General features: G+C 58.5%; 21 protein-coding genes. 5 read left to right on the forward strand and 16 right to left on the reverse strand.

What is annotated here, in order from left to right; translation table 11 throughout:
• Positions 1-9: 9 nt before the first annotated feature.
• A complete protein-coding gene (locus tag V1283_RS27840; RefSeq protein ID WP_334389779.1) occupies positions 10-3,702 on the reverse strand; it encodes a hypothetical protein in 3,693 nt (1,230 codons plus the stop codon).
• Positions 3,703-3,729: 27 nt separating this feature from the next.
• Positions 3,730-3,990: a hypothetical protein gene (locus V1283_RS27845; RefSeq protein ID WP_334389780.1), complete on the reverse strand. Its 261-nt coding sequence runs from the start codon at positions 3,988-3,990 to the stop codon at positions 3,730-3,732.
• A 163-nt stretch (positions 3,991-4,153) separates the two neighbouring features.
• On the opposite strand from V1283_RS27845, the gene V1283_RS27850 reads away from it, so the two are divergent.
• The 5 genes from V1283_RS27850 to V1283_RS27870 all read left to right on the forward strand — a co-directional run bounded on the left by V1283_RS27850 (position 4,154) and on the right by V1283_RS27870 (position 10,215).
• On the forward strand, positions 4,154-5,491 hold the full coding sequence (locus V1283_RS27850) for a hypothetical protein (protein ID WP_334389782.1): 1,338 nt from the start codon (positions 4,154-4,156) through the stop codon (positions 5,489-5,491).
• A 254-nt stretch (positions 5,492-5,745) separates the two neighbouring features.
• Entirely contained in the window at positions 5,746-6,990 is a 1,245-nt protein-coding gene (locus V1283_RS27855; protein ID WP_334389784.1) for a hypothetical protein, read from the forward strand.
• A gap of 698 nt (positions 6,991-7,688) precedes the next feature.
• A complete protein-coding gene (locus V1283_RS27860; RefSeq protein WP_334389786.1) occupies positions 7,689-8,759 on the forward strand; it encodes a competence protein ComEC in 1,071 nt (356 codons plus the stop codon).
• A 2-nt stretch (positions 8,760-8,761) separates the two neighbouring features.
• Positions 8,762-9,520: a hypothetical protein gene (locus V1283_RS27865; protein WP_334389787.1), complete on the forward strand. Its 759-nt coding sequence runs from the start codon at positions 8,762-8,764 to the stop codon at positions 9,518-9,520.
• Positions 9,520-10,215 carry an AbiU2 domain-containing protein gene (locus V1283_RS27870; protein ID WP_334389788.1) on the forward strand — a complete coding sequence of 232 codons (696 nt, stop codon included), beginning with the start codon at positions 9,520-9,522 and terminating at the stop codon, positions 10,213-10,215. Before V1283_RS27865 ends, V1283_RS27870 begins: the two co-directional genes overlap by 1 nt.
• A 125-nt stretch (positions 10,216-10,340) precedes the next feature.
• Here V1283_RS27870 and V1283_RS27875 read toward each other — a convergent pair whose 3' ends face one another.
• The 14 genes from V1283_RS27875 to V1283_RS27940 form a co-directional block, all read right to left on the reverse strand.
• The gene (locus V1283_RS27875; RefSeq protein WP_108519123.1) at positions 10,341-10,568 is read right to left on the reverse strand and encodes a helix-turn-helix domain-containing protein; all 228 of its coding nucleotides are present in this window, start codon (positions 10,566-10,568) and stop codon (positions 10,341-10,343) included.
• A 674-nt stretch (positions 10,569-11,242) separates the two neighbouring features.
• On the reverse strand, positions 11,243-11,536 hold the full coding sequence (locus V1283_RS27880) for a DUF2274 domain-containing protein (protein ID WP_334389789.1): 294 nt from the start codon (positions 11,534-11,536) through the stop codon (positions 11,243-11,245).
• Entirely contained in the window at positions 11,533-12,816 is a 1,284-nt protein-coding gene (locus tag V1283_RS27885) for a TrbI/VirB10 family protein (protein ID WP_334389790.1), read from the reverse strand. The genes V1283_RS27880 and V1283_RS27885 overlap by 4 nt, the downstream gene beginning before the upstream one ends.
• On the reverse strand, positions 12,813-13,838 hold the full coding sequence (gene trbG, locus V1283_RS27890; protein ID WP_334389792.1) for a P-type conjugative transfer protein TrbG: 1,026 nt from the start codon (positions 13,836-13,838) through the stop codon (positions 12,813-12,815). Before trbG ends, V1283_RS27885 begins: the two co-directional genes overlap by 4 nt.
• Entirely contained in the window at positions 13,835-14,539 is a 705-nt protein-coding gene (gene trbF, locus V1283_RS27895) for a conjugal transfer protein TrbF (protein ID WP_334389793.1), read from the reverse strand. Before trbF ends, trbG begins: the two co-directional genes overlap by 4 nt.
• Positions 14,540-14,543: 4 nt before the next feature.
• Positions 14,544-15,725 carry a P-type conjugative transfer protein TrbL gene (gene trbL / locus V1283_RS27900; protein ID WP_334389794.1) on the reverse strand — a complete coding sequence of 394 codons (1,182 nt, stop codon included), beginning with the start codon at positions 15,723-15,725 and terminating at the stop codon, positions 14,544-14,546.
• Positions 15,726-15,736: 11 nt separating this feature from the next.
• On the reverse strand, positions 15,737-16,492 hold the full coding sequence (gene trbJ / locus V1283_RS27905; RefSeq protein ID WP_334389796.1) for a P-type conjugative transfer protein TrbJ: 756 nt from the start codon (positions 16,490-16,492) through the stop codon (positions 15,737-15,739).
• A 45-nt stretch (positions 16,493-16,537) separates the two neighbouring features.
• Positions 16,538-19,132 carry a conjugal transfer protein TrbE gene (gene trbE / locus V1283_RS27910; RefSeq protein WP_334389798.1) on the reverse strand — a complete coding sequence of 865 codons (2,595 nt, stop codon included), beginning with the start codon at positions 19,130-19,132 and terminating at the stop codon, positions 16,538-16,540.
• Entirely contained in the window at positions 19,126-19,383 is a 258-nt protein-coding gene (locus V1283_RS27915; RefSeq protein WP_334389799.1) for a VirB3 family type IV secretion system protein, read from the reverse strand. Before V1283_RS27915 ends, trbE begins: the two co-directional genes overlap by 7 nt.
• Positions 19,383-19,682 (reverse strand): TrbC/VirB2 family protein, encoded by a 300-nt coding sequence (locus tag V1283_RS27920; RefSeq protein ID WP_334389800.1) that lies wholly within the window; start codon positions 19,680-19,682, stop codon positions 19,383-19,385. The genes V1283_RS27915 and V1283_RS27920 overlap by 1 nt, the downstream gene beginning before the upstream one ends.
• A gap of 88 nt (positions 19,683-19,770) precedes the next feature.
• On the reverse strand, positions 19,771-20,754 hold the full coding sequence (gene trbB / locus V1283_RS27925) for a P-type conjugative transfer ATPase TrbB (RefSeq protein WP_334389801.1): 984 nt from the start codon (positions 20,752-20,754) through the stop codon (positions 19,771-19,773).
• A complete protein-coding gene (locus V1283_RS27930) occupies positions 20,747-21,301 on the reverse strand; it encodes a CopG family transcriptional regulator (RefSeq protein ID WP_334389803.1) in 555 nt (184 codons plus the stop codon). The genes trbB and V1283_RS27930 overlap by 8 nt, the downstream gene beginning before the upstream one ends.
• An 11-nt stretch (positions 21,302-21,312) precedes the next feature.
• Positions 21,313-23,340, reverse strand: coding sequence for a conjugal transfer protein TraG (locus V1283_RS27935; RefSeq protein WP_334393198.1), 2,028 nt, complete (start codon positions 23,338-23,340; stop codon positions 21,313-21,315).
• A gap of 341 nt (positions 23,341-23,681) precedes the next feature.
• The gene (locus V1283_RS27940; RefSeq protein ID WP_334389804.1) at positions 23,682-25,268 is read right to left on the reverse strand and encodes a DUF2235 domain-containing protein; all 1,587 of its coding nucleotides are present in this window, start codon (positions 25,266-25,268) and stop codon (positions 23,682-23,684) included.
• Between the last annotated feature and the right edge of the window lie 152 nt (positions 25,269-25,420).

The raw sequence follows: 25,420 nt of genomic DNA on the forward strand, positions 1-25,420 counted from the left end.
CCGCGGCGTTTAGTGAAGTGTGCGGCGCATTACCGCAAACACGGTATCGGCCTTGATCTGAGCCGCGATCTCGTGTGGCTCGACGTGAACGTTATCCAAGGCGGCAAGATCGCTCCTGCGCCCGATCTCAATCAAGACAACAGACATTATGCGAAGCGCGTCAATAGTCCCCCTTGAATTGAACCACCTGTAAATTTCCTGGACAACGTCGTCGAGCGTTACTCCCGTGGTTAAGAGGCGTTCGAGATAATGGTCGACCCAATGTATTCTGTCCTTCTCGGCAAATTCATCGAGCGCCTTGAATGTGTTTTCTTCGCCAAGAAGTTCTGTGTAGCGTGGGTGAGATAGCCGGGAATCCAAGTGCTGTCGCCGGAACTCGAACCAACCCCGTTCGTTGCAACGTCTCCAAAAGTGATCGATCGCTAGATCACCTAAGAGATCAAGATACGGGACAAGCGCCTCGACTTGCACGAGGCGCGTCACGCCAGAACCGCCTCCCCTCTTTATATTGTAATGAGTGTCGATGAATTGCATGAGGGCCTTTGGATCGGGGCATTCCGCCATCGTTGCTGCCACGAGGGACCGAAGCTCTGGGGTCGCGACAAACAGCGCCGCTTGAACGAAATTTGGAACATAGCGAAAATGTTCCCAATGCTTCAGCAGGAGCTTCTCCGCGACATCGCTTGGCAGGCGAAGAAGATTCTCGGAGGAGATCCAGTCGCCGTCTCGTTCTTTTGCGTCCCAACTACGCTCAGCCGTTTCTGCCCGGCGCTGAAATGAGGCGTCGAGCGCCGCCGTCATGGCGTCTGACCATAGGTATCGGCCTGCTTGCCACCAGAACGATTCCCGTTCCGTTTTAAGTTTATCCAACAGGCTTGGAATGGCTTGGTGATCGCCACGTTTCAGACGCTGGTACAATGCGGCGTCGAACAAGCCGTCGGTTGCATCAATTTGGCGGAGAATCTCCAGATCCCCCTCCGCTGCCGACGCTGACCACAGGCGAAACGCCTGTTCACGAAGAAACGCGTCACACTCTGGCTCGGTCCACAAGCCTAGAAGCCGTGATTTTGACGGAGCGGACATCGGGCCGGGACCCCGCTGCCGATCAGGATCCCACCGGTCTACGGCTGTCATGGCGAACGGCGAGAAACCTCCGGTTTCTTGCAGCCTCCGTGCTGTATCTCCAAGTTGACGTGCAATGAATTCGACTGCATCTGGGTTGTCTATTTCATGCAAGAGATAGGTGATCGGCCAATTCAATTCCGATTGGTTCACGCGCTCAATCAGGTATTTGATCGCGCGAACTGGCGGTGTCTGGCGAAACGCGTACCGAACACCAAAGGCCGCCAAACTATCGCGGGGCGATGAGTGATGTTCCTTCTCCGGTTTATCGGGTAACGCCGCCCACGCATCGCAAACCGGGCCCAGCACTCTTGCGGGATCGTCGGAACAGCACTCGGCGCCAGCCCACAGATAGTCCTGAAGGTGGTCGGCCCGCTCAGGGTCAATATTCCAACTTACCGCAATGGCTTCGTATAGGCTCGGGTCGGCAAGATGGCCTGCCAACCTAAGCGCTCCAGACCGCACCCCCTCGCCGATGCCGGACTGTTGCAAAATCTCGGAAAGTCTAGACGTAAGATTCTTTCCGCACCGCATCTTCGCGTGTTCGATTTGACTATCACGCCAAGGAGCAAGTGAACCGAAATCGATCGTCTGGCAGAGTTCAATGCCTCCCCCAACATCCCCGTTGCGCAAGCGCGCAAATTGCGTGGTGGTGCCCCGAACAGGAAGGCGTTTCGCCAGCGCCACGACGTCGGGAGAGTCTGTCTGCGCTAATACCCCAGCCGCGTGCCACATTAGATGCTTCGTGGCCGCTCCGTAGCTACCCTGTCGGTCGAGCCACGTGTTGATTGCCTGCATGACAGGGTGGTAGTTGGGTGCATTTGGCTTTCCAAGCCGCCGCAGTGCGTAGAACAGCGCGAGCGGATTGGTATCGCGCGCCGCTTCGATAGATGCTGCGTCACTCGCTTGGTCGGCTAGCGCGCCGCCGATAACCTCGGCAAAGAAGGGATCGGCTAAAATGGAACCGTCGAGCGTACGAGCGGTCATCATTTCGGCAACCGCAGAACTCAACAGCGACTCCCTCACCCGGTCGTGCCGAAAACGCAATCGGGCGTTAGCTGCTCCCGCGGCAAGGCGAACAATCTCTCCGTGTTCCAGCAGTCTGCGAATAATGTTCGTTATTCCCCCGGTCAGGCCGAACCAAGTGACAATATCGCTCCAAGCGGGCTCCAATTGCCGCCTCGCAAGCATTTGCTGGGATAATGCTGATAAGGTCGCGTGATAGTCAGGCGCGGTAAATTCCGGATGCTTGGAGGCGGCACGTGACAGGCTGGCCACTATAAATTCATCAACAACCTTATATGCATCGGGTGTTTTACTCAGATCATGCAGCGCAATGAGTAACGGATCGTGTCCGAGCGCATCTGCGATTGCGTTTGCGTCGATATCGGTCAGAATTCGGCCTGCAATCGCGGCGCGACGTTGCACGGCATGCCGGGCTTCCTCGGTTGTCAGCGGCGCACACGATACCGAGAGCGCCTCAACCCGTTTGCGCGCCTGGTCATTCAGTGAAAGCATTACCTCCGGCCAGAGCGGACAAAGAAGTTGCCACGTGCGGGACGTGTCGGCCTGATCATTCTTTCCGTGGTTGTCCGGCCTGCTCCAGGTCGCAAGCTTTTCCGAGAGTTGGGCACCGCGTCCAGAGCGGTTGATATCTTCTACAACGATAAGAAACGGATGGGTGCTGTCACAGGACAAGCGAGCTTCGTTGGCAGCATTCGGTACCAGTTGGGGATGAAGCTGGCGGAGCGCGGCATCAATTGCGTGGTCAATGTTGAGTGAAGTCTCCAATACCTCATGAGGAAGAATGATACCGAACCCGCCTTGACCAATGTGCTTAAGCAATTTTCTGTAGCAAGCAACGGATTTTCCGAACCCCGATTCCGCAACAACGAATACGATGTCATTTGGCGCCGCCTCCAGGACCCGGTCGAGCGATCGATCAATCCACGCATTACTATGATCGTCTATCGGCTTAGAGCTATGTGCACTGTCGCGGGATAGCTTCGCTAATAGTTCGCGGGAAATATATTCGGGCTCAATGCCCAGATAGGTGTGACGTATCCATTGCCCTTCTGGTTTGTCCAAAAAGTGCGCAAGTCGTGACCGATGCCAAAGATCGACGGTGATCGCGTACTTTTGCGCTGCGTCGTTCAGGTCTTGTACGGTTTCGATCGAGGGTTCTTGATTGGTCGTCAATACTAACGTCGCCTCAAGCTCAGGTGAGCGGCTGCGTTGATCGCCAACGATGCTCGCCGTTTTCACAAGGTCACCCGCTGGCTCTGTTGGGCGGCGGCCTTTTCGCGGAGTGACTGTTGCGGGGTCGTGCAACCATTTTGATTTCAGGTCCGAAGCTTTGGTCGTAGTGTGGTGCACCGCAATGAGGTGGGCAGGATTTGCGCCTGGAACAAACGTGATCCCGTCGAGGGGAGATTTGACCGTCTTGCCATCAGCATTCACGCCGGGATGAACAAGTGCCGAATAGCGCGGCTCCGCTTCACGTAGAATCGCGGTCGCGAGGCGCTCGAAAAAGCCTTCATCCGATATTGTCGATAATAATTTTACCGTAGTATTCGACATTTCGACCATAGTTATGAAAGCAATGGTTTAGACAACGCCCAGCACCGAACCGATGGCGCTGAGAACTGCGGCGACACCTGTCAGCACGGCGGCGGTGCTGTTCAGTCGCGAGGATTCGTAGAACGCGACATGCCCGCTCATGATGTGCAACTCGGGTACGTCAGAAATCGAGGCCGCAGGGGTCTGGATCGGGACGCGGCTTGCCCTCAGCCAATAAATGGCAGCCGCGATTGCAGTGCCTAAACCCGCAAAGGCAAAGGCGATAGCCAAGCAATGGATGATGTTCATCGGCAACCTCGTCGATCTTCGCACAGAGCCTATAAAATCCCCGTCAGGGCAGCACTTACAAGCAGATTACATAGTCCCCGGCGGTCTCGTTTCATTCCCTATACTAGAACGATTGGGCCTGATTCGGTCTTTTCCAGAGCATCCTCGCATAAGGCGATCCGGCATGGCGATGTTTGCGCGCCGTTCATTGCAACGCTTCCTGATCGACCTCGAAGGCAAGCTGTCTTTCGAGGCGCGCCAAAAGCTCGTGCACGAATTAAACCGCCAGGATGCGTCGGCTCTTGGCTATGAATGGGAACTGGCGCTTCTGTTTGCGCTTAGCCGTGTCGGTCAAGTCACATATGAAGCTGAGTCGCAGCGGGGAACGCGCCGGCCGGACATAGCATTCGTGGAAGGGCAAGATGGGCCAATTCGCTTCGTTGCGGACGTTGCGACGATCTCGGATGCGGGTCTCGAAGCAGAAAACCCGGTCATGCGCTTTTCGCAGAGTCTGCACCGACTTAAGAGGAAGTGTCGGCTGCCGGGGGTATTGAACTACAACATCAAGGGAGATTCCGCAGGCCGCAACGACCGCGATCGCAAGATGCAGTTGAAATTGCCACGAATAGCCGACCTCGACCGGTTTCTGGAAACACACGTTGGACCGGAGTTCCGGCGCATCGCCGAGGAAAAGCTCGCGACGGCGACAATTACCGTCAACCAACCCGGGGTCGAATTTTCGGTTACCTATGCCGAAGGCCAACGATATAGCGGCGGTCACTACCCATCATACACTGCCGCTTACTCGCCGACGAGGAACCCTGTCTACACCACGCTCAAGGCCAAGGCCCGCCAGCTTAAGCAATCTGGTGCGACTGATCCGTTCGGCATTTTCCTTTGCGACGGCGGATGCACGCTGCTGGCAAAAACGGGACGGCAACCGCAGCAAGTTAGCGTTGACGAAGTCATCGCGGAATTCTTCCGGCAGAACTCTTCCGTCAGTTTCGTCGTCATTCTCGTATTCCCGCCGACGCGGGCCGAAGCTTTCACGGGCATTGTCAAAGAACTGAAAATCACCGGGCGCATTTATTCAAATCCGCGCTCATCAAACGCGCCGCCGGCTGACAAACTCTTAAGTTTGATCAATCAGGGCCTTGCTGCACTTCCTCAACCAACAGCGACGCCACGTGACGCCCTCTATTGGATTGCCCGGTTAGAGGCCAACGAGGGGCGCACTATCGGCACCATTACTCACGGAGGCGGACTTATGTCGCAAACAATCAAGATTTCAGCACGCAAAATTCAGGAAGTGCTGGCCGGCAAAATAACATCGCAAGAGTTGTTTTCCGAGTACGAGCGTCCGGGAGAACGGTTTCAGAATCCCTTCGAGAGGGCTCTACGCCTCGGCCAGACAATGGATGCAATAAGCCTCACCAAAATACCGGATGGAGACGACGACTTATTGGAGGTCAGGTTCAGCGTACCAGATCCTGCCATCAGCAAATTGAAAGTGAATAGCTAGTGCCGATCGCCATGCCCATTATCCCACCCTTTCAAGGCTGGCACGCTGCCCCAAGCCAGGAGCAACCCCGTGGGAAACAATCGGAGAAATCGCGAAAATCCGCCGGACGCGGCATAGAAAGTTTGCAATCGCGTGCGGTTCAGCTTCATTCTCACAGGATGAGCCCATCCACTTCGACACAGACAGCGAGTTATACCTACGCAAACTGGCAGCGAGCCCTTCAAGGCAAAGCAGGCCAGGAGACGACAGAAGCTATGCTGTTTACGGATACGTGGATTACAGGCGAGATACCCGAGCTAGGCCCCTATTCTCTCATCAATACGATCGCCCATGCAGGCAACCAGGGCGGCCGTATCCTTCGGCCCGCTGTAGTGATGCGCATCGCCCATCACTACGAGCCTGCGACCGATCCGGCTTATCGGTCGCCGATGCAGAATGATTTCGAGCACTATCACGGCGGCGACTCTCTCGATGAAATGGCGGCGCTGGCCTCCCTCTTCCTCGGCATACGGCTGAAAGCCGGAGGCGTGAACCGTGAATTTCGCGGTGAACAAGACCGGTTTGGGCGGCCGATGCAAATTGGCAGCAAGCCCGATCCGCAGCTTTTGCTTGAAGGACGGCCGCAGATTCCGCGGTTGGCGCTGTCGGTAAACCTAAATGCGGGCCTCGCCCCCTTGAATGACTTTCCAAATCGCACCGCCGAGCAGACAAACGCCCTTATCAAAGCGGCGCGCCAATACCAGCAGGCGGTTTGGATCGCCGATTCCGATCCCTCGCTTGCGTGGTTGATGCTCGTTTCCGCGATTGAGACGGCGGCTTTGGAATGGTCATCGGATGCAACGCCCGTTGAACAGCTTGAAACAGCCTTCCCCGAATTAGTGAAGCTGATTGCAGGAAGTGACAGCCCTGAACTTCTTGGTCCCGTCGCCGATATTTTGAAGCAGCTCACGCGTTCAACCAAGCGCTTCGTCGGGTTTATCGAGGCGTTCGTGCCGCCGCCGCCGCTCACGCGGGCGGAAACCTATGCCCAGTTTTCGTTTGCGCCGAAGGATTTGCGGAAGGCCATGGAGTTGATCTACGGCCACCGCTCGAAGAGCTTGCATCGTGGTACGGCTTTTCCATTGCCGATGTGCGAACCGCCCCGATATACCCAGTCGGCTGAAGTTCTCTTTAGCGTTCAAGAGAACGCCGCAAGGGCACGCTATGTATTCCCGCAATGCAAGCTGGAAGGCAGAGCAGACGCCGATGCTGCTGAACACATTCGAGCATATCGCGCGCGGTGCGCTGCTGAATTGGTGGAAGTCGCTTGGTCCATCCGAACAAACTGCCCCTTAAATCCTCGGGTGCGCTACCGGACCAACACCGCACCCGCTCACTCCTCTGGGTTTGGATTGTCCGCTTGGCGAACAAATCCATTCGCGAGTGGTAATCCCGCCGCTGGCCGTAAGTTCGTGGGCGCGTCCTGGCCAAGGTCCGCATGGGTCATATTCACCTCCTGAGGTCCGGCGGTTTCTCATTCCAGGGTCTGGCGCGCTCGATCTCTTTCATGACCGGCATATTCTCCGGCCGCCCGGGATATGAGAACTCCTCGCCTCGCAACCATCGGCCTTGGAATCTATCCCAAAACATCATGGCGTCGAGCTGTCCAAACTCATGAACGCACCACAGTCCGTCAAGCCGGATTTTTTCCCCTGTCGGGTCAAACGGGATGCCATTCAATCTGCACAGGGCAGTGATGCCGTCGTAGTGCGCCCGGATGTAACTGTCCTCTAACGCGACATGATACGGGCGAGGCGGCTTCCATCGATAATTACCCGACCCTCTAGAATAAAAGCCGCGCCGCTGCATCATAAACTCAGGGATGCGCGTGATTGCTTGGCGATTCTCCGGGCCTCCTCCGATGAAAGCTTGTGCCCGAATGACCATTTCTGAAGATCATCCCGGCAGTGGACAGTCGCCAGCACCAAGCCGTTGGCGCCCTTCACCGTGAAGGCGTCCTCGTGGGAGCGCTCCACGGTCCAAGGGGGGAAAACGGCGAATTTTGGCCACCCCCTAGCGAGAACAAAACTGGAACATAGATCAATGATGAAGTAAGGTGGCATCCTGATTGAAGGAGAATCAGGGGCTGCATGGAACCCGACGGAACCCCATATCAAGCGCGAGGGGGTAAAATGCACTAGATATTGAGGGGCCAAGAATGGCCGACTTTTACGAAATCGACTTTCTGCCTGTCCACACGTCGAAAAGCGGCGACTGCATTTGTGCCCGGTACCAGGTTGGGGGTACATGGACGCTCCACGTAGTGGACGGCGGCTATACGGCCACGGCGCCCGACCTAGCCGCGCATATCGGCAAGTATTTTGCCACGAAGCTGATCAACCACGTCGTCGTCACCCACCCAGATCAAGATCACGCAGAAGGCTTGGCACCCATCCTCGAACACTTCGAGGTCGGCAAACTCTGGATGCTTCGGCCGTGGATTTACGCGCAAGAACTGCTGCCGCATTTCCCGCGGATCGGGTCTGTCGAAAATTTGCAAAAGAGACTCCGGGACGACTACCCGTATATCGCAGCCCTTGAGGAAATCGCGCTCCGTCGAGGGATTCCTATCGACGAGCCATTTCAAGGTCGCGCCATTGGAGCCTTCACGGTGCTTGCACCGTCGCCCCTGCGATATGGGCAGCTCATATTAAGCTCGGATCGAACCCCGCAGATCAGGACCGCCACCGCGGGTATCCTGTCGGGCCTGTTCAACGCCCTTGAACCGCTTGTCACCTTGATCAAGTCCGGTTGGGGTAGCGAGAATTTTTCCTCGGAAAACACCAGCGTCGAAAATGAAATGAGCGTTGTTCAGTACGCCAACATTGCCGGGCATCGGATCCTACTCACTGGAGACGCCGGCAGGGATGGAATGACTGAAGCCGCTGACTTCGCGCCGACGGTCGGGTTGTTCTTGCCCGGCATCTTCCGTTTCCAAGTGCCACACCATGGCGGACGAAGAAACCTGTCTACCGATATCGTTGATCGATGGCTCGGGCCGCGACTTCCCAATATTCTGCCGCCAGGCCTTGAAACCTTTACTGCGATGATCAGCTCGGCAAAGGAAGATACAGCCCACCCGCGTAACGCCGTTCTTCGAGCAATGCTCCATCGCGGGGCATTTATCGGAACAACTGAAGACGGACCAATGCGCGTTGCTTTGAACTCGCCCGCACCTGCCTGGAACTCCATGAAAAATGTGCCCTACCCCGACGAGCAGGAAGAGTGAGCATGTTCAAGTTCCTCGACGCGTACAGCATTCGGGCACGGCTATTCCCTGCCATCCTCGGCGCGGCGCCTGCACTGGCGGCGCTCGCCTTGCTGATTTCTTGGCAGCACATCCATCTGTCAAACATCATCGCGACCACTACGCTCCTCGTCTTGCTGTTCGCCCTTTCTGATTTCGCCCGCAAGCTTGGTGTTTATGTCGAGCCGAAGATTTACGCTGAAATGGGAGGCAAGCCGTCGGTAACCATGTTTCGCCGGTCGGATAAGACGATCGAGGACTCCACGAAGGACCGGTACCGGACGTTCATCGCCGGGAAAATAAATCAACCCGTACCGTCGTCACGGCAAGAATCAGCAAATCAATCTGTAGCCGATGCATTCTATGAGGCGTGCGGGACATGGCTGCGTACTCATACACGCGACGCGAAGAAATTCCCTTTAGTATTCGGCGAAAATGTCGGTTACGGCTTCCGGCGCAACCAGTTTGGCTTAAAGTGGGTGGCACTGGCGCTCAACCTGATAGTGGTAGCGATATGCGCCGCGCTGCTTTGGTATCGAACGACCCTTGATATGGGCATTGATCTGACGACACGAACGACGCTGGTTTTTGTCGTCGCGGTCATTCACGCGGCTTACTTCGCTTTCGTCGTCACCAAGAATAGCGTCAAGGAGAGTGCCCGAAAATACGGTCGGGAGCTGATCCTATCTACCGAGGCACTGATGGCTCCCGCTCATACTTCCGCAAAGAAAGCTGGACACTGATGGCTGAGCAAACAGGCGAGGAAGCCAAAGAGCAAAATATCAAGGCCATGGGTAAGGCGTTGGGTGTTCAATATACACAGCTCTGGCAGGAGATTGCGCAACTGAACATTATTTGGAAAGAGTTCATCGAGCTTTTTGGGACGAAGACCAGCAGGATCGAGTTGTTGAACCGCTCTGCGGGCGCCTTCTTCCGAATGGTTCAAGACGGTATATGGGAAGCGATAGTTCTGCACATAGCGCGCGTTACCGACCCGCCACAATCCCCGGGTGGTAAAGACCGACAAAACCTCACTCTTCACAATCTACCGGCGTTAATCCCAGACCTGAAGTTGAAGGGTGAAGTCAAACTTCTCTGTGACGAGGCCACGGCGAACACGAAGTTCGCTCGTGATTGGCGCAACCGCCGCATCGCGCATCGGGATCTTGATCTGGCTCTGGGCGGGAAGGCAAAGCCGCTCCCCTCAGTCCCGATAAAGCACGTCAACGATGCGCTGGCATCATTCGAAAACATCATGAACGCCATCGCGCTTCCCTACTTGAACTCGACAACATCGTTCGATCACAGTATCAGGCTGCACGGTGCTCTGGAGCTACTGTACCTGCTCGACGACGGTCACGTGCTTCAAGCTGAGCGAAAGAAACGACTGGTAGGGAGTAACTACGCAATCGATCCGTTTCCGATCAGAGACCTATAACGCGATCGGGAAACATCCTCGAAAGCCCGGCTGTATCGGCGCGAAGTGGTTCGCACTCCTCGTTACTCCAATCATAGCTGCTTGGGGTCGTTGGATAATAAACGAAACTTCCTAAAGTCATACGGTTAATCGGCCCTCGCTCGACGTCTGCGACGAACCAAATCCTCGACATCAGTTCCGAGCGCTTTCGCTATTCGGTCAAGGACCAATAACGATGGATTGCGTTTGCCGCCTTCCACTCCACTCAAATAGGTCTGGTGAATCTTTGCCCGATAGGCCAGCTCCTCTTGGCTGAGCTTCTTGGCTCGGCGCAATTCCTGAACATTCAATCCGACTCGGTCCCGCAGATCCATGCAGGTAGAGCAGAAGACCGCGCGACGTTAGCCCATAGACTATGAGTCATAAAAAGAGCTATCCTGCGCTCGTGCAGCTGGTTTTTCCCATCGGCAGCTTGAACGTATTGACCATCAATTGAGGCTTGCCTTGATGTCCCCACCCGTATCACTCGAACCCTTTGTCGAGCCTATCGATAGGACGCTTGATTTCAATGGTGCCGCTGGCTATCGAATTGGATACCGCATGGGTCCAGACGGCAAAGCTATTACATCAACAACTGTAACTGCTGAAATTATTGAAAAGATTGTGAATTTGCGTGGGTCGGTAGCGTTGACCATCACGCCGGATGGTGAGGTTGCAGTCGCAGTATCTTACTCGAATTCCGTGGAATCCGCCTTGCACGGAGCCGCCCCTATCGACAATTTAGTACGAAATGCGCTGAACTTCGAAAACCTGCGCATGGAGGAGGCTAGCGCTGCTGATCTAAGAATCCTACTCCAGCGCCTTCAGAGTTCGGTCGACCTTGTGAGGGAGGCCATTGATGGGATGGCCAGGTGCTCGAAGGGGCCCTAACATAAATGATGGGTACCTCGGGCTCTGCCCTCGCCTCCCCAGCTAAACGAATAGTTGGACTTTTGCGCATTCATCACTGGCGCCGGCGCCAAATTGCTCGTCTACCCTGGCGAGGGCTCTACTCACCCTGGTCCTGCCCTTTGCGGGTGCGCCGGTCCTCAGGATTCCGTGGAGCGGCATCGGACAAGTCCCTCACGCCGTTTGCCCGGCTGACTCGCCGAAAATCCGCATCGCCATCCAGAAACGCCTCCAGCATGAACGGCACTAGGTCCGCCACCTCCTCGCGGGTGCCGTAGGTCTCAGCGTAAAAATTGGCGTAGTCGCGCAGCCGCGCTGCGAGATTGGGCGGCAATGTCATGCTGAGCTTGACCGGGGTGCGATCTGGCAGCTTCGAGAGCTTCATCAGGGTCATCTCGTCGTCGTTGCAGTTTGAAAGTCCTGATAGGGCTTCAGCACCAGATCCTTCGAAACAATCACCCGCAGCGGCCAGCCTGGCCGCACCGTGATGGTCGGCTGGACATCGAGTTCACGCTCGACAAGTCGCTGGCCTGCGCGATTGGTGGTTTGTTGAATGCTTTCGCGCAGCGCTTTGACCAGGTCGCCTTCATCATTGCCGAGCGAAAGCTGGGTCCCGACGCCAAGAAGCGTCGCAAGACCAATTCCCTTGAGCAACTGCCATGTATGGAAATCGACCTCATCCTCGAGACCGGCGTAACCCGCTACGTCTGTCGCTGGCAAATTCTCGACTACGATCGAATTGCCGTTCGGCAGGATCAGGCGCGTCCAGACCACCAGCGCACGTTTCTGTCCAAAGGCAACGACGCTGTCGTATTTGCCAAAGAGCCTCGTCCCCTGCGGAACCAGAAGATGCTCGCCGGTCACCGTGTCGTATACGTTTTCGGTTACCTGCGCGATCGTCGATCCAGGCAGATCGGAATTCAAACCGGTAATCAGGCTCGCCGGAATGATCGACCCCGCCATGATCGCATAGGGAGATGGCGCGGCTGCGAGGGAGTGCGGGTTCGTGGTTTCCTTGTCGGCCTTGGCGCTGACAAAGGCGAGCTTACGTGCCTGAGAAGATGGAATGATCTCGCTGGAGCGATCCGTCAAACCCGGTGACGTCTTCGCAAGGATATCAGATGTCGTCGGAGCATTGTCCGCGGTCGCAGGGCGAAACGCCGAGGGCTGCTCGGTCGTTGAGGCCGCAGGCGTCGACTGTTTGCGGCGGTCCTGTTTGTCGGACAGACGAAATAAGAGGCCCGACTCCTTAGCCTGCTGTGCAATACGAGCCTGCCGGATCCGCTCCGCCCGCTCTGCATCCTGTTCCGCGTTTGCCTGGAATGGCGTCTCGGATACCGGCCCTGCTCCAAGTTTCTTTTCACTCTCCGCAAAGGCACGGCCGACGTCGCCTGGCGAAGGCGGCCCTAGCTTGGGCGGCAAATTCTCGTAGGACTTGGGCAACTTCGCGAGCCCGTCCGCCGTTTGCTTCCGGTCGGTGTTGTATAACTCGGCTCGTTCGCCTGGTTTGAACGTCCGAGGCGGACTGAGCGCAACGATCGTCGCTCCCGCAATGAATAGCGCGGCGACCGCGCAGCCAATCATGAGGGTGCGTTTGTTGAGGCGGCGGATCGGCCGCGGCCGCGCCCGCAACTCAAGCCGCTCTGGTGGAACTTTGTCGGAATCTTCAGTCACGATGCGCCTCCAGTGCTGAAGATCTGCGAGATCGGGTGAGCGTCAGTGCGGATGATCCGAACCGTCCGCTGGGGGTTCTCGCCAAGGCGAAGTTCGGCGGCGCCGAACATTCGGTCGACGATGTAGTAGGAGCCTCGTACACGATAATTAACGAGGTTTGGCCGGCCGTCGGCGCCGGCGATGAATAGCGGCGGCGCTTCGCCTTGGGATATGCCCGACGGCATCTGAATAAAGACCTTGTGGCCATCGTCGAAGGCCCGCAGCGGCCGCCACGGCGGATCGTCCCCTTCGATGCGGTAACGGAAGTTCAGGCTATCCAACCGCACGCCGCGATCAGCGACGCGTTCCTCGGTTTCCTGCGCCGCTTGGTTCTGCTTGTGAAGCGCAAGCAAGCTATCAGTCGGATAGGTCCAGGAAATCGAGGCCATGTACGTCTGTTTGGTGGAGACGAGCTCGAGGTGGTAGGTGCGCCGGTCGGTCAACACCACGAGATTGGTCTGAATATCCGGCAGCGTCGGCTTGACCAGGATATGTACCCGCCGAGTGCTCCCCTGCCCGCTTATTGTGTCGGCAATGACCCAGCGCACGGTGTCGCCGGTCGAGACATCGATCAGCTCTTCGGCTGGCTGAAGCACGACGGTCGAGACCTTCTCTGGGCTGGCATAGAGCCGATAGAGCGCACCCTCCGTCCAAGGGTAGACTTGGATGGCGTTGATATAACCAGCCCGGGTCGGTTCGATCCGTGCGGCTTTGTTGGCGGTAGCAATCGCCTGCTCCGGGGGAACTTTTTCTTCCTTTCCGCCCTTGGTAGGCCAAGGCTTGAGTTGGCCGGGTAGAGGCAGCACCTTGGGTATTTCAACAACCTGAATCGGCTTCGGTGGCTCGGCTTCCGGAAGAGCCTTCTCAAACGCCATTTCATCGTACGGCGCCTCAAGATTCAATTTTGTGGCGCAGCCTCCAAGTGAGAGCGCCAGGGCAAGGATACTCATCGACGCACAGCTCTTCGTGCCAAAGGAAATCATTTTGCGTCTCCGATCAGGTCGCGCGACCAGTTGAGGGAATGAACGTAGAGGCCGAGCGGATTTTTCCGCAGTATCTCGGCGTTGGTTGGAGGCTTCAGGATGATTGTTACGACGCCGGTGAAGCGCTCTGACTTTGCGACCGCGCCGTTCTCGTAGGTGTTCTCCTTCCAGCGAATCTCGAAACTGTCGCCGGATGCCCGGACGACCGAGGTCACCTCGGCGGTAGCGGTTCTTGCGCCGATCTTGGTGAAGGGGTCGGCTTCGCGGGCATACTCATTAAGCGCCTGGGCCCCGCGGTCAGTGACAAAGTCATAAGCATGCAGCCAGTTCGTTCGGACGATGACCGGATCGATCGACAGCGAGCGGACGTTTTCGACGAAGCGCGCCAGGAAGTGCGCGATCTGGGCATCGGACGGCTGGTAGGCCTCAAATGCCGGACCGACCGCGCGCACTTCGCCGAGGCGATCGACCTCGACGACGTAAGGCACCACGCCGGACCGGCCGATCACCGTCGAGAGCGTGAGACCCAACACGGTTGAAAGTGCCGTCGCAGCCAGAGCGGCAAGCCGCCAGTTGCTGGCCTGCACGCGGGCCGAACCCATCCGTTCGTCCCAGACCTGCTGTGCCTTCTGATAGGGCGTGACCGGTTCAGGCATGTCGCCATAGCGAACGGACGGCCGATGGAATGGATGAGACGCCATGGCTTTAGTCCTCCCCCAGTTTTGGGCCGGAGGCCTGCCCGCCCTTGTCGCCTTCCTTCAAAGTTCGACCGGCGACATGCGCCGCCTCCTGGATTTGTTGTCCGCGACGAAATCGGCTGGCTATCCCCGAGGACTCACCGGTTGAAACAGCGGAGTTACCGACAACGGCTGCAGCAGATTCCGCCGGTTGAGAACTCGGGCCACTCCCTGCCGAATCTGCAGCCGCGGTAGCCCCCCTTGCCGGTGTACCCGCAAGCGATGCCGCTGAACGGACGGCGCTCATCGACCCACCTGCCGCCATCCGCAAACCGCCCAGTGCCATCGCACCGCCACCGATCGCGACCGCAGCAGCCCCCGCAACCGTGCCGGCGGCAGCGCCGGCGCCAAGTTGTGGCGCGCCCGACACCAGACCTGCTGCGATGCCTGGGCCAAAAATGCCGAGCCCGAACAAGGAAAGCGCGGCCAGCAGCAAGCTCATGGCAGAAACGATATCGACCGGCCGGGTCAGCGTTGTGGCGAGTTCACTGAAGATGGTCGATCCGATGCCGATGATGATGGCAAGCACCATCACCTTGACGCCGGTTGCGATCACATTGCCGAGCGTCTTTTCGGCGAGGAATGACGTCTTTCCCCAGAGCGCGAACGGTACGAGAATAAAACTTGCAAGCGTCGTCAGCTTGAACTCGATTAGGGTGACGAATAGCTGAACCGAGAGGATGAAAAACGCGAGCACGATCACGATCCAGCAGAACAGCAGGATCAGAATCGTCGGCAGATTGGTCAGTATGTCGAAGCCCGAAAACTGGCTGGTTTCCTCCAGCAGCGGATGGGCCGCGGTGAATCCTGCGGAGGCCACGAAGCCCGGCCGCATCAGATCCGCCGCACTGAGCGTACCGCCGCTCGCCTTCAGCCCGATGCTTGAGAACGAGCTGAAGACGATGCCGGCGAGCGACTTGAAATTGCCGATGATGAAGGCGAAGGCTCCAACATAGAGCACCTTCTTGGCAAGCGTGACCAGGATGTGATCATCAGCCCGCAGGCTCCACGCGAGGCCGGCAAGCGTCAAATCGATCGCGACAAGCGTCGAACTGAGAAACGAAACATCGCCGCCGAGAATTCCGAAGCCGGAATCGATGTAGCGGGAGAACGTATCGGTGAAACGGTCGATGACCGCGAGATCAGCCATGGTCCCCTCCCCTAACGTCCGCCGGTGTAAGCGCGACCATCACCGATGAAGCGAGTGAAACGCTCGCGAGCGGCCGCAGCGGAGGCCTGCTGCTCGACAGTTCGCAAGGCTTCAGCCCGGGCCTGCGTCGCAACCAGTGCCTGGGCCTGCAGCGACTGCTTGACCTGAAGTGCAAGCAGTTCGTTGCCGGACTGCTGGGCTTGCAGGGACCCGACGGCGCCCGAAGAATTCGCCATCAGGGTGCGGAGCGTCTGGCCGTCCTGATCGAGCGCCGAAGCGATCGTGGCCTGCGTCACCAGCGTTTGCTTCAATGCCTGGTAGGTATTGTCCCAGCGAGCTGTGGCGTCCTGTACCATCCGATCCGAAGAGACAGCAGCGGTGTATTGACGAGGATAGAGCCGCTCAAAGTCGCTTTGGGTTTTCTGGACGTCAAACGAGATGCCCTGGGCCTGCGCGATCAGGCTATTGATCTCGTTGATCCGCGAGGTGAGTTGCCCAACGACGCTGCTCGGCAGGTTTGTCAGATTCCTGGCGCCGTTGATCAGCATCTGCGCCTGGTTTTCGAGGCTCTTGATCTGATTGTTGATCTGATCCAGCGCCCGCGCGGCGGTAAGGATATTCTGGCTGTAGTTCGACGGATCGAACACGACGACCTGGGCGCCAAGCCGCTGCGACCCATTGACGGCCAAAACAAGTGACGCTGCGGCTGCGACAACGGTAGTGAACAGTTTTCGGGGGACGGGTTTACCGAAAAGCTTTTCCAGCATCGGATAGCTCCAAGTTTGAGGGAAATGGGTAAAGGGCACGAGAGGTCACGCCTTCCTGACCTGTTCGAGTGTTCTTATGAGATTGGCGGCCCACTGGAGGTCTCGCGCGGCGAGATATCGTTCGACGAATTCGCTAGGACCGAATTTGTCGAGGACCATTTCGATCAACCGCTGATCTTCCGGCGACGAGGTGGCCGCGAACGCGAGCGCAATCGGGCCGAGCCCAAGCTCGAACAGCCGGTTGCCGGCGCGCGATTGCAGGTAATAATCGCGCTTGGGAAAGGCTTCCGCGATCAGACGGACCTGCGTATCGTTGAGGCCGAAGCGACGATAAGTCTCCGCCTGCGAGGGTTCCAGCGCCCGGGGGTTGGGCAGGAAGATCCGGGTTGGACAGGATTCGATGATCGCCGGTGCAATCTGGCTGTCGGCAATATCGGTCAGCGACTGGGTCGCAAAGATCACAGCTACATTCTTCTTGCGAAGCGTCTTCAACCATTCGCGGATGCGGCTGGCAAACAGCGGATCGTCCAGGAACAACCAGGCCTCATCCAGAACCAGAAGCGTCGGACGGCCATCAAAACGCGCTTCGAGTGCATGAAACAGATAGGTCAGAACCGGCGCGACCAGCCCCGGCAGAGCCATCAGTTCTTCCATCTCGAACGTCAGTACGTCGACGCCGGACAGCCTGTCGGCGTCGGCATCCAAAAAACGGCCGTACGGACCTTCGAGCGTATATGGAGCCAGCGCCTGACGTAGCGCGTCGCGCGCCAGAAGGGCTACGAGGCCGGTCATAGTGCGTTCCCTGGCCGGTGCTGTGCCAAGGCTCTTTAAGGCCGACCAGATGGTTTCCTTGACCTCGGGCGTAATCGCGACATGCTCGTGGGCAAGGACGCCGCACAACCAATCAAGTGCCCAGAGCCGCGCGCCCTCGTCGTCGACATCGCGAAGTGGCTGAAAAGAAAGTCCACCCTTTACCCCCAACTCATACCAAGCGCCGTCGAGTGCGAGCGTTGTCGCACGCGCCGATCGCCCCTTGTCAAAGATGATGAGCTGGGAGTTCTCGTAGCGGCGGAATTGGAGTGCGAGCACGGACAGAAAGACGGACTTACCGGCGCCTGTCGGGCCGACGATCAGGCTATGGCCGACATCGCCGACATACAGCGAAAGCCTAAATGGCGTCGCACCCTTGGTCTTGGCGAGCAGAAGCGGAGGCCCGTCCAGATGGTCGCAGCGCGCCGGGCCAGCCCATACCGCCGACAACGGACACATATGCGCAAGGTTGAGGGTATGGACGATCGGCTGACGAAGGTTTGCATAGGCTTGCCCGGGCAGACTGCCGAGCCAGGCTTCCACTGCGTTGACGCTCTCCCTGATGGTGGTGAAGCCGCGGCTGTTAATGGCCCGCTCGACCGCGCGAATCTTCTCATCGGCGGCATGGGAATCTTCGTCACAGACTGTGACGGTCGTGGTGATGTACCCGAATGCCACGAGGTCATCGCCGAGTTCCTGGAGCGCGGCATCCGCGTCGACCGCCTTGTTATCGGCATCGCTATCGAGCAGGGCGGCCTGCTCGTTGAACATCACCTCTTTTAGGATGGCGCCCAGGGATTTCCGCTTGGCAAACCATTGCCGCCGATAGCGGGAAAGTGCAGCGTGGGCTTGCGTCCGGTCGAGCGGTAGGAAGCGCGTCGCCCATCGATAGGCAACGCCAAGCCGGTTCAAGTCGTCAAGCACGCCCGGAAAGGTGACAGCCGGAAATCCAAGAACGGTGACCGTTCGAAGGTGGCTGCGGCCGATCGCTGGTGAAAGTCCTCCTGTCAACGGCTCGTCGCTCAGGAATGCGTCCAGATAGGCCGGAATTTCGGGAACAACGACCGGATGGCGCTTGGTCGAGACACAAGCATGCAGGTAGGTCAGGGTGTCCTGGTCATCGAGCGGGGCGACTTCCGGCAGGACCGATGACAGCAGATCGACGGCACGATCTGTCTCCTGGATAAAGCGCTGAAGGTGCTCCTGGTACCCGCCTTTACGACCTGCCCCGGTGCCGCGTTCTGCCGGCTCATCAACCTCGCCATTGGTCTCCTTTGAATTATCGTCGGCTGTCACCAGTGCATGGGGGGCGCTCTTTCGCCGGAACAAGCCCGATAACGGACTCCAGCTGGATCTCTCATCGCCCGGGTTTTCCAGAAACAAGGCCTCCAGCCTTGAGACCCGCTCAATCGGCGGCAGATACACAAACGTAAGATGCGAGATGCTCTCAAAATGTTGGCCAGCCTGACGCGAAGGACCATCCCATGCTGCATCAACCGTTCCCTCAAAGGACGCGCGTCGCTCCTCGTCGACCAGCCAGGATACTGCGTCGGGAAATTGCGACCGCGGATAGTCCGAGGCGGTCATGCGGGTAGCATCGAAGAAAAGCGCCCAGCCGGACCCGAATCTCTTCAGGACATTGTTGACGCGAGACGCGGCGCTCATCAGTTCCGCTTCGGTTGCGCTGTCGAGATCAGGACCGCGGTAACGAACGGTCCGCTGGAAGCTGCCGTCCTTGTTCAGGACGATTCCGGGCGCGACCAGACAAGCCCATGGCAGCCAATCGGCCAGGCGATTTGCGTGGGAGCGGAATTCGCGCAAATTCAGCATGCGAGCCATCCCTTGTGCTTGGTGTGGCGGACTGCGACTTCGACAAAGGCCGGATCGCGCTTGGCGAGCCAGACGGCGATGCCGTGCCCGACGATCCAGAGCACGAGACCAGCGAGCCAAAGCCGCAAGCCAAGCGCCAGTACGGCCGAGAGCGTGCCAATCAGGATGGCGGCAGCTCGCGGAGCGCCGCCGATCAGAATCGGCTCGGTCAGCGAACGGTGAAGGACCAGTTCAAAACCATCGCGCTGCATCAGATCAGCGCTCCGCCGCCGAACGAGAAGAACGACAGAAAGAACGAGCTTGCGGCAAAGGCGATGGATAGGCCGAAGACGACCTGGACCATCTTTCGGAAACCGCCGGAAGTATCGCCAAAGGCGAGCGAAATTCCCGTCACCGTGATGATCATGACAGCGACGATTTTCGCGACCGGCCCCTGCACCGACTCCAGAATGCGCTCAAGTGGCGCTTCCCACGGCATGCCCGAGCCGGCTGCAAGCGCGGCAGATACCGTCAGCAACGTGACGATTGCACTCGCGCCAATCTCCACCATCAAAGGGCCTGCAACGTCGCAAAGCCTTGCGGGGCGCACGCGCGTTGATTTTCGTAATCCGAACATCATGGGTTTCTCCGGTTTTCGATCAGGGATGATTGATTGGGCTTGGCAGGCCGTGCGGAATTTCGAGGGCGTACTCGCCTGAAAGGTCGAGGCCTTTGACTTCGACGGCTGCCTCGATCCGACGCCCCGGTCCCCGCCCCTTGATGAACACGACGAGATCGACGGCTTCTGCGATAAGGCGGCGGGGAACGATCGTTACCGCCTCCTGAATCAGCTGCTCGATGCGATAGAGCGCCGCACGAGCCGAGTTCGCATGGACCGTCGCGATTCCGCCGGGATGGCCGGTATTCCAGGCCTTCAGCATGTCGAGGGCCTCCCCGCCCCGGACCTCACCGACCACGATCCGATCGGGGCGCAGCCGAAGGGTCGAGCGCACCAGATCGGCGAGCGTTGCGACGCCAGATTTGGTCCGAAGTAGCACCGCGTCCTTGGCGTCGCATCGTAACTCGCGGGTGTCCTCAATGATCACGACACGCTGATCGAGGCCCGCGACCTCGGCCAGCAGCGCATTGGCGAGCGTTGTCTTGCCGGAGCCAGTCCCGCCGGCGACCAGGATGTTGCGACCCTCCGCAACCGCCGCGGCGAGAATCCTCGCCATAACGGGCGATGCAATCTGGGCCTTGACGTAGTCCGCCAGGCGGAAGGTCGTCGTTGCCGGTTTGCGGATGGCAAAGCAGGCCGCCAGCGTGACCGGCGGCAAGAGCCCTTCGAACCGCTCGCCAGTTTCCGGCAACTCAGCCGAGACAATCGGAGAAGAGCCACTAGCCTCAGCACGAACGTGACTTGCGACCAGCCGGACGATCCGCTCGGCCTCGTGGGGCGTCAGAACCACGCCAGTGTCGGCGCGCCCGGAACCATGACGGTCGAGCCAAAGCCGTCCGTCCGGATTGACCAGAACTTCGACCACGTCCGGCTCATCGAGAGCCAATGCGATGGCTGGGCCCATGGCGGTGCGCAACATGTTGCGGCGCCGCTCACGGGTCTCGGGCGAGAGGAGATCAGACATTGCCGACCTCCTCTCGTCCTTCCGGAGGATGCTCCGGCGGCTCGCCCGTTGCTTGCGTTGCACGGGGATTAGTCTCATCGTCTGCCGCTGGCTGGCCTAGCGGCGCGCCTTCTTCCAAATTCCGGAAAAACAGATCCGGATTGGACGTACTGACCCGCTCCATGACGTCGGCCACCAGTCGCCCGCCTGAGGCGACGCGTTTGCCGACCTGTGCGACAAACATATCGAAGCGTTCACGTCCCAAGGCACGCGCGGCGTTCTGATCGCCAGATGGCAATGGCGGCGTGATCGTGAGGTAGTAGCGGACAAAGAGAGCAATCGTTTCCGCCGTGATCGAGAGATCACGGTCGATCTGACCAAGCTGCCGGCTCATGCGGTCGAGACGCCGCACCAGAGCTGCATCGCCGCTTTGATCGCGCTCCGGGTTAAGAAAGCGATCGAGCGCGGCATCGACGATCGCCGACTTGTTGGTTCCTGGTCGGTTGGCCGCCAGCGTGAGGCGCTCGGCGACATGGTCGGATAGATAGATCGACAGTTTCGGTTTCATGATTTTGTCCATCAAAAGGCCGGAAGCAGATCGTCATCGTCGCGCGTGACCGCATGGGCGCGGCGAACCGTTGCCGGTCCGTTGGCAGCGCGCTGCATCTGATTGCGATCGGAGGCCGCGTCGGAGTCGTCTTCAAAGAGGCGTTCCTCGCCAGGGGACGTCTCGCCAGCGTCATGCGCGAGGTCGTCGAACAGGGGCAGTTGCTGCTTGAGCCCGCCCTCTTCATCGGCGCCCTGCATCAGCTCACGGAACGGAAGCGTTGTCAGCCGGAGATCGACCTGCCGAAGCTGGTCTTGCCAATCATGGGCTCGTGAGCGGGGACAATCGGCGTATGCGCCGCTCTCAAGCTGTGGCGGCGGAAGCAGCCGCTTGCTGAAGTTTGCGTCCTCATAGTGCCGCAGCTTCTTGGCGCGCACGGGTGCAAGGCCAGACACCAGCACAATCGCTTCATCCTGGGGGAGCTGCATCACCTCGCCCGGCGTTAGCAGGGGTCGTGCGGTCTCCTGCCGGCTGACCATGACGTGCCCTAGCCAGGGCGCGAGGCGATGGCCGGCATAGTTGCGCTGCGCCCTAAGTTCCGTGGCAGTGCCGAGCGCGTCCGAGATCCGTTTGGCAGTCCGCTCATCATTGGCTGCAAACGCGATCCGCACATGGCAATTGTCGAGGATGGCGTTGTTCTCGCCATAGGCCTTGGCGATCTGGTTGAGCGATTGCGCGATCAGGTAGGCACGGATGCCGTAGCCAGCCATGAACGCCAGCGCGCTCTCAAAGAAATCAAGCCGCCCCAGCGCCGGGAACTCGTCCAGCATCATCAGCAGTTGCCGCGGCTTCGGCGCTCCGTCATTCGTGTTCAACGTTTCGGTGAGGCGGCGACCGATCTGATTGAGGATCAGCCTCATCAAGGGCTTGGTGCGGCTGATATCGGACGGTGGCACCACGAGATAGAGCGTGACTGGTCTCTCGCCAGCAACAAGGTCAGCGATCCGCCAGTCGCAGGCCTCGGTATTGCGGCCGACGGTTGGATCCCGATAAAGCCCGAGGAAACTCACCGCGGTCGACAGCACACCGGAGCGCTCGTTCTCGGACTTGTTCAGCAGCTCGCGTGCCGTTGCCGCGACTACGGGATGAACCTTCGGTGCGTCCTTCGTGCCAAGATGGTTGGTCGCCATCATGATCCGCAACGTCTTCTCGAATGATTGGGCGGGATCAGCGAGGATTTCTGTGACGCGGGTAAGCGTCTTGTTCTCCTCGGCGTAGAGGACGTGAAGGATCACGCCGACAAGCAGTGCGTGGCTCGTCTTTTCCCAATGGGTACGACGTTCGAGCGCGCCCTCCGGATCGACCAGAATGTCGGCGATGTTTTGGACGTCACGGACTTCGGCAGCGCCCTTGCGTACCTCAAGGAGGGGATTGTACCTGGCGCTCCGGGTGTCGGTCGGATCGAACAACAAGCAATGTGAGAAGCGCGACCGCCAGCCCGCGGTCAGATGCCAATTCTCGCCCTTGATATCGTGGACCACGGCCGACGATGTCCAGGACAGCAAGGTCGGTAGCACCAGACCGACGCCCTTGCCCGAGCGCGTCGGTGCAAAGCACATCACATGTTCTGGGCCGTCATGACGGAGATAGTCGTCGCCAACGCGGCCGAGGAGAACGCCCTTGGCCTGGAATAGGCCAGCGCCTGCGATCTCGCTTGGCGTCGCCCAACGCGCCGAGCCGTAGGTCGTGACCAACTGATTTTGGCGCGCGCGCCAGACGGAATTGACCACCGCAAAAAATGCGCCCGCAACGCCTCCGCCTGCAGAGACCGCACCGGCGCGCTCGAAGATCTCGGGCGCGTACGCCTCGTATGCGTACCACCACTCAAATAGGCGCCACGGCAGATAGACCGGATAGCCCGATAGCGCGAACCAGGGCGAGCCGAGGCCATCCTGATAGCCTAGCGCGCTAGCCGTCCATTGCGTCGCGCCCCACGTCGACGTGACAACAATGCCGAAGACAACGGCAATCTGGCCAACATAGATTTTTGCCGGAAACATTCCCTGCCCCATTCACAACGCCACGTGAACGGCGCGATGAAGACGGCGAGAACGATGCACATTCAATCGAAATAAAATTCGGGCGCAACAACGAACTCTACGTTGATCTAGCTTACCGAGAAGGGATCGTGCGTGATCCAACTTCGACGTACCTAGGCAAACACCTCAATAGAAAGTGAGCGGTTTGACGAAACAGGATCATATGTCCGGCCGGCGCAAACCACGGCAAGTTGTTGCACGCATCCGTCCCTGGCGTTCCACGATTCGCCGGGTCGGCCGGGTCGAACGACCCGCATGTCTGCGCCTGATAGAACGCCCCGCAAAATGAGAAGCGTTTGCGCTTACGGGGGCAATTGCGTTGGAAGCGCCGGCTCCTCGCTTCTGCCGGGCGGTGGTGCGTCGACTGGTGGTGAAGCAGGGTAGAATTGCTTGAAGTCGTCGTGCTGACGAAGTGCCTCCGGACGATAGGAGCCTACTTTTTCGCCCGCGCAATCAATAATCGTTTCCAGCGCAAACCGCTCCTTTACCGTTGGATGAATCTTTGCCTGGGGCAGAATAGATCGCTTGATGATCTCATAATTGGCGTTCGCCAGGAGACCTCGAAAGATGCGGGGCAATCGCTCCCTGAATGCGTCAATTGCATCTCGCGTACCCGCAATCTCGCTATGCTGCATGCTGTTCGCATCAGGATAGAGGTGTAGAGGCGTTCCGGCAGCGCCCGCCCCCGCCAGTGCTTCACCGTTGACCGTTACTGGTCCCAACTTGATCGGATGTTCCAGCTCAAGTATCTGCTCCAGCATCCAATGCAGCGAGATATCGGAAAGCCGTGACTCCGTCTCCGGATAACTGCCGCCAATGTCGGAATGGTTTCCCGCAAACCACGCTTGCGACAATTGCGTGCTGTCCGGCTGCCCCCAGGTGACGCGGTCAAAGTCCTTCCGCCTTTCGTCAATGGCATTGGCCGAACGCGCCGTTCCGACGTACCTCGATAATAGGCGGTCGAAGTTACCTGACTTCCATTCGGCCTGATGGGAGCGTTTGTCGCCCTTGTTCGGGAAATCATAGATCGTCTTGGTGTATTGCGCGCGCTGCCTGTATAGAAACCAAAGAATTGACAGCACGATCAGCACGGTACTTGTCGCAAGTTCCGACCACCAGAAGCCGAAGTCAAAGTACTGACTTACGATTAGCGACGGTATAATTGCCAGTACGGCGGATGCAAAGCCAGCGACGCCGGCGAAGAGGACCGTCAGACCCGCCTGGATCAGAAACCTGCGCATGCCACTGGCGCCGAGCGCCGCGACCGTGTCAAATACGCCAACAAAATGGGCCGCCGCATTGGACCTATCCTTGTCGACATCTTTGCCGACAAAATTCGAACCGTACTTCGCACGAAATCTTCGAGCTTGCTCGTCGCGCTCGGTTTCATAATCGCCGCGCGCGTGTCCAGCGCCGTGCTCATAGACGGTCTCAACGGCTTCCCTGGCGATATCATGAACCTGCTTGCGGTAGCGCAGCAGTGGACCATTTTCAGCCATTGTGGGAATGCCGCACAGCATGATCGTGTTGGCAAGACAGCGGACGGTGTATGCGCCACGGCTGAAGCCGATCAGGTAGATCCTGTCGCCTTCCTCGTAGTGATTGATAATGAATTCGTAACAGTCGGTCATGTTCTTGGTGATGCCGCGACCGGTCACCGACTGCAGCAGCTTGTCAAGCTTGCGCATGAGGCCGGTGAAACCACTCGCGCCGCTGTCCGTTCCCAGACCGGGATCGTAAAAGCAGACCTGCTCGGCCGGATCGATTGCATTATCGGGATGCACCCGTGATGACCGGTACATCTTGTAGACGTTGCTGATGCGCTGCTCGGGCCGGACGCCCCCGTCCTGGCCGGTTCCGTCGGAATAAACGACAATGTTTTTCGGCATGAAAAGCGTCTCCGTTGCTTGAGCAGCAAAATGTTATCAAGCAGCCACACGCTATGGTAGTTGAGTCCAGTCAAATGTCCTAACTCGCCAGATGCCCTTTTGCGGCAGCTTTCGAGCGGCGCGATCAGCCCGTTGGCATTGCAGGCAGCGAG

The organism is Bradyrhizobium sp. AZCC 2262 (assembly GCF_036924535.1).
In the GTDB taxonomy this organism is placed as follows: domain Bacteria; phylum Pseudomonadota; class Alphaproteobacteria; order Rhizobiales; family Xanthobacteraceae; genus Bradyrhizobium.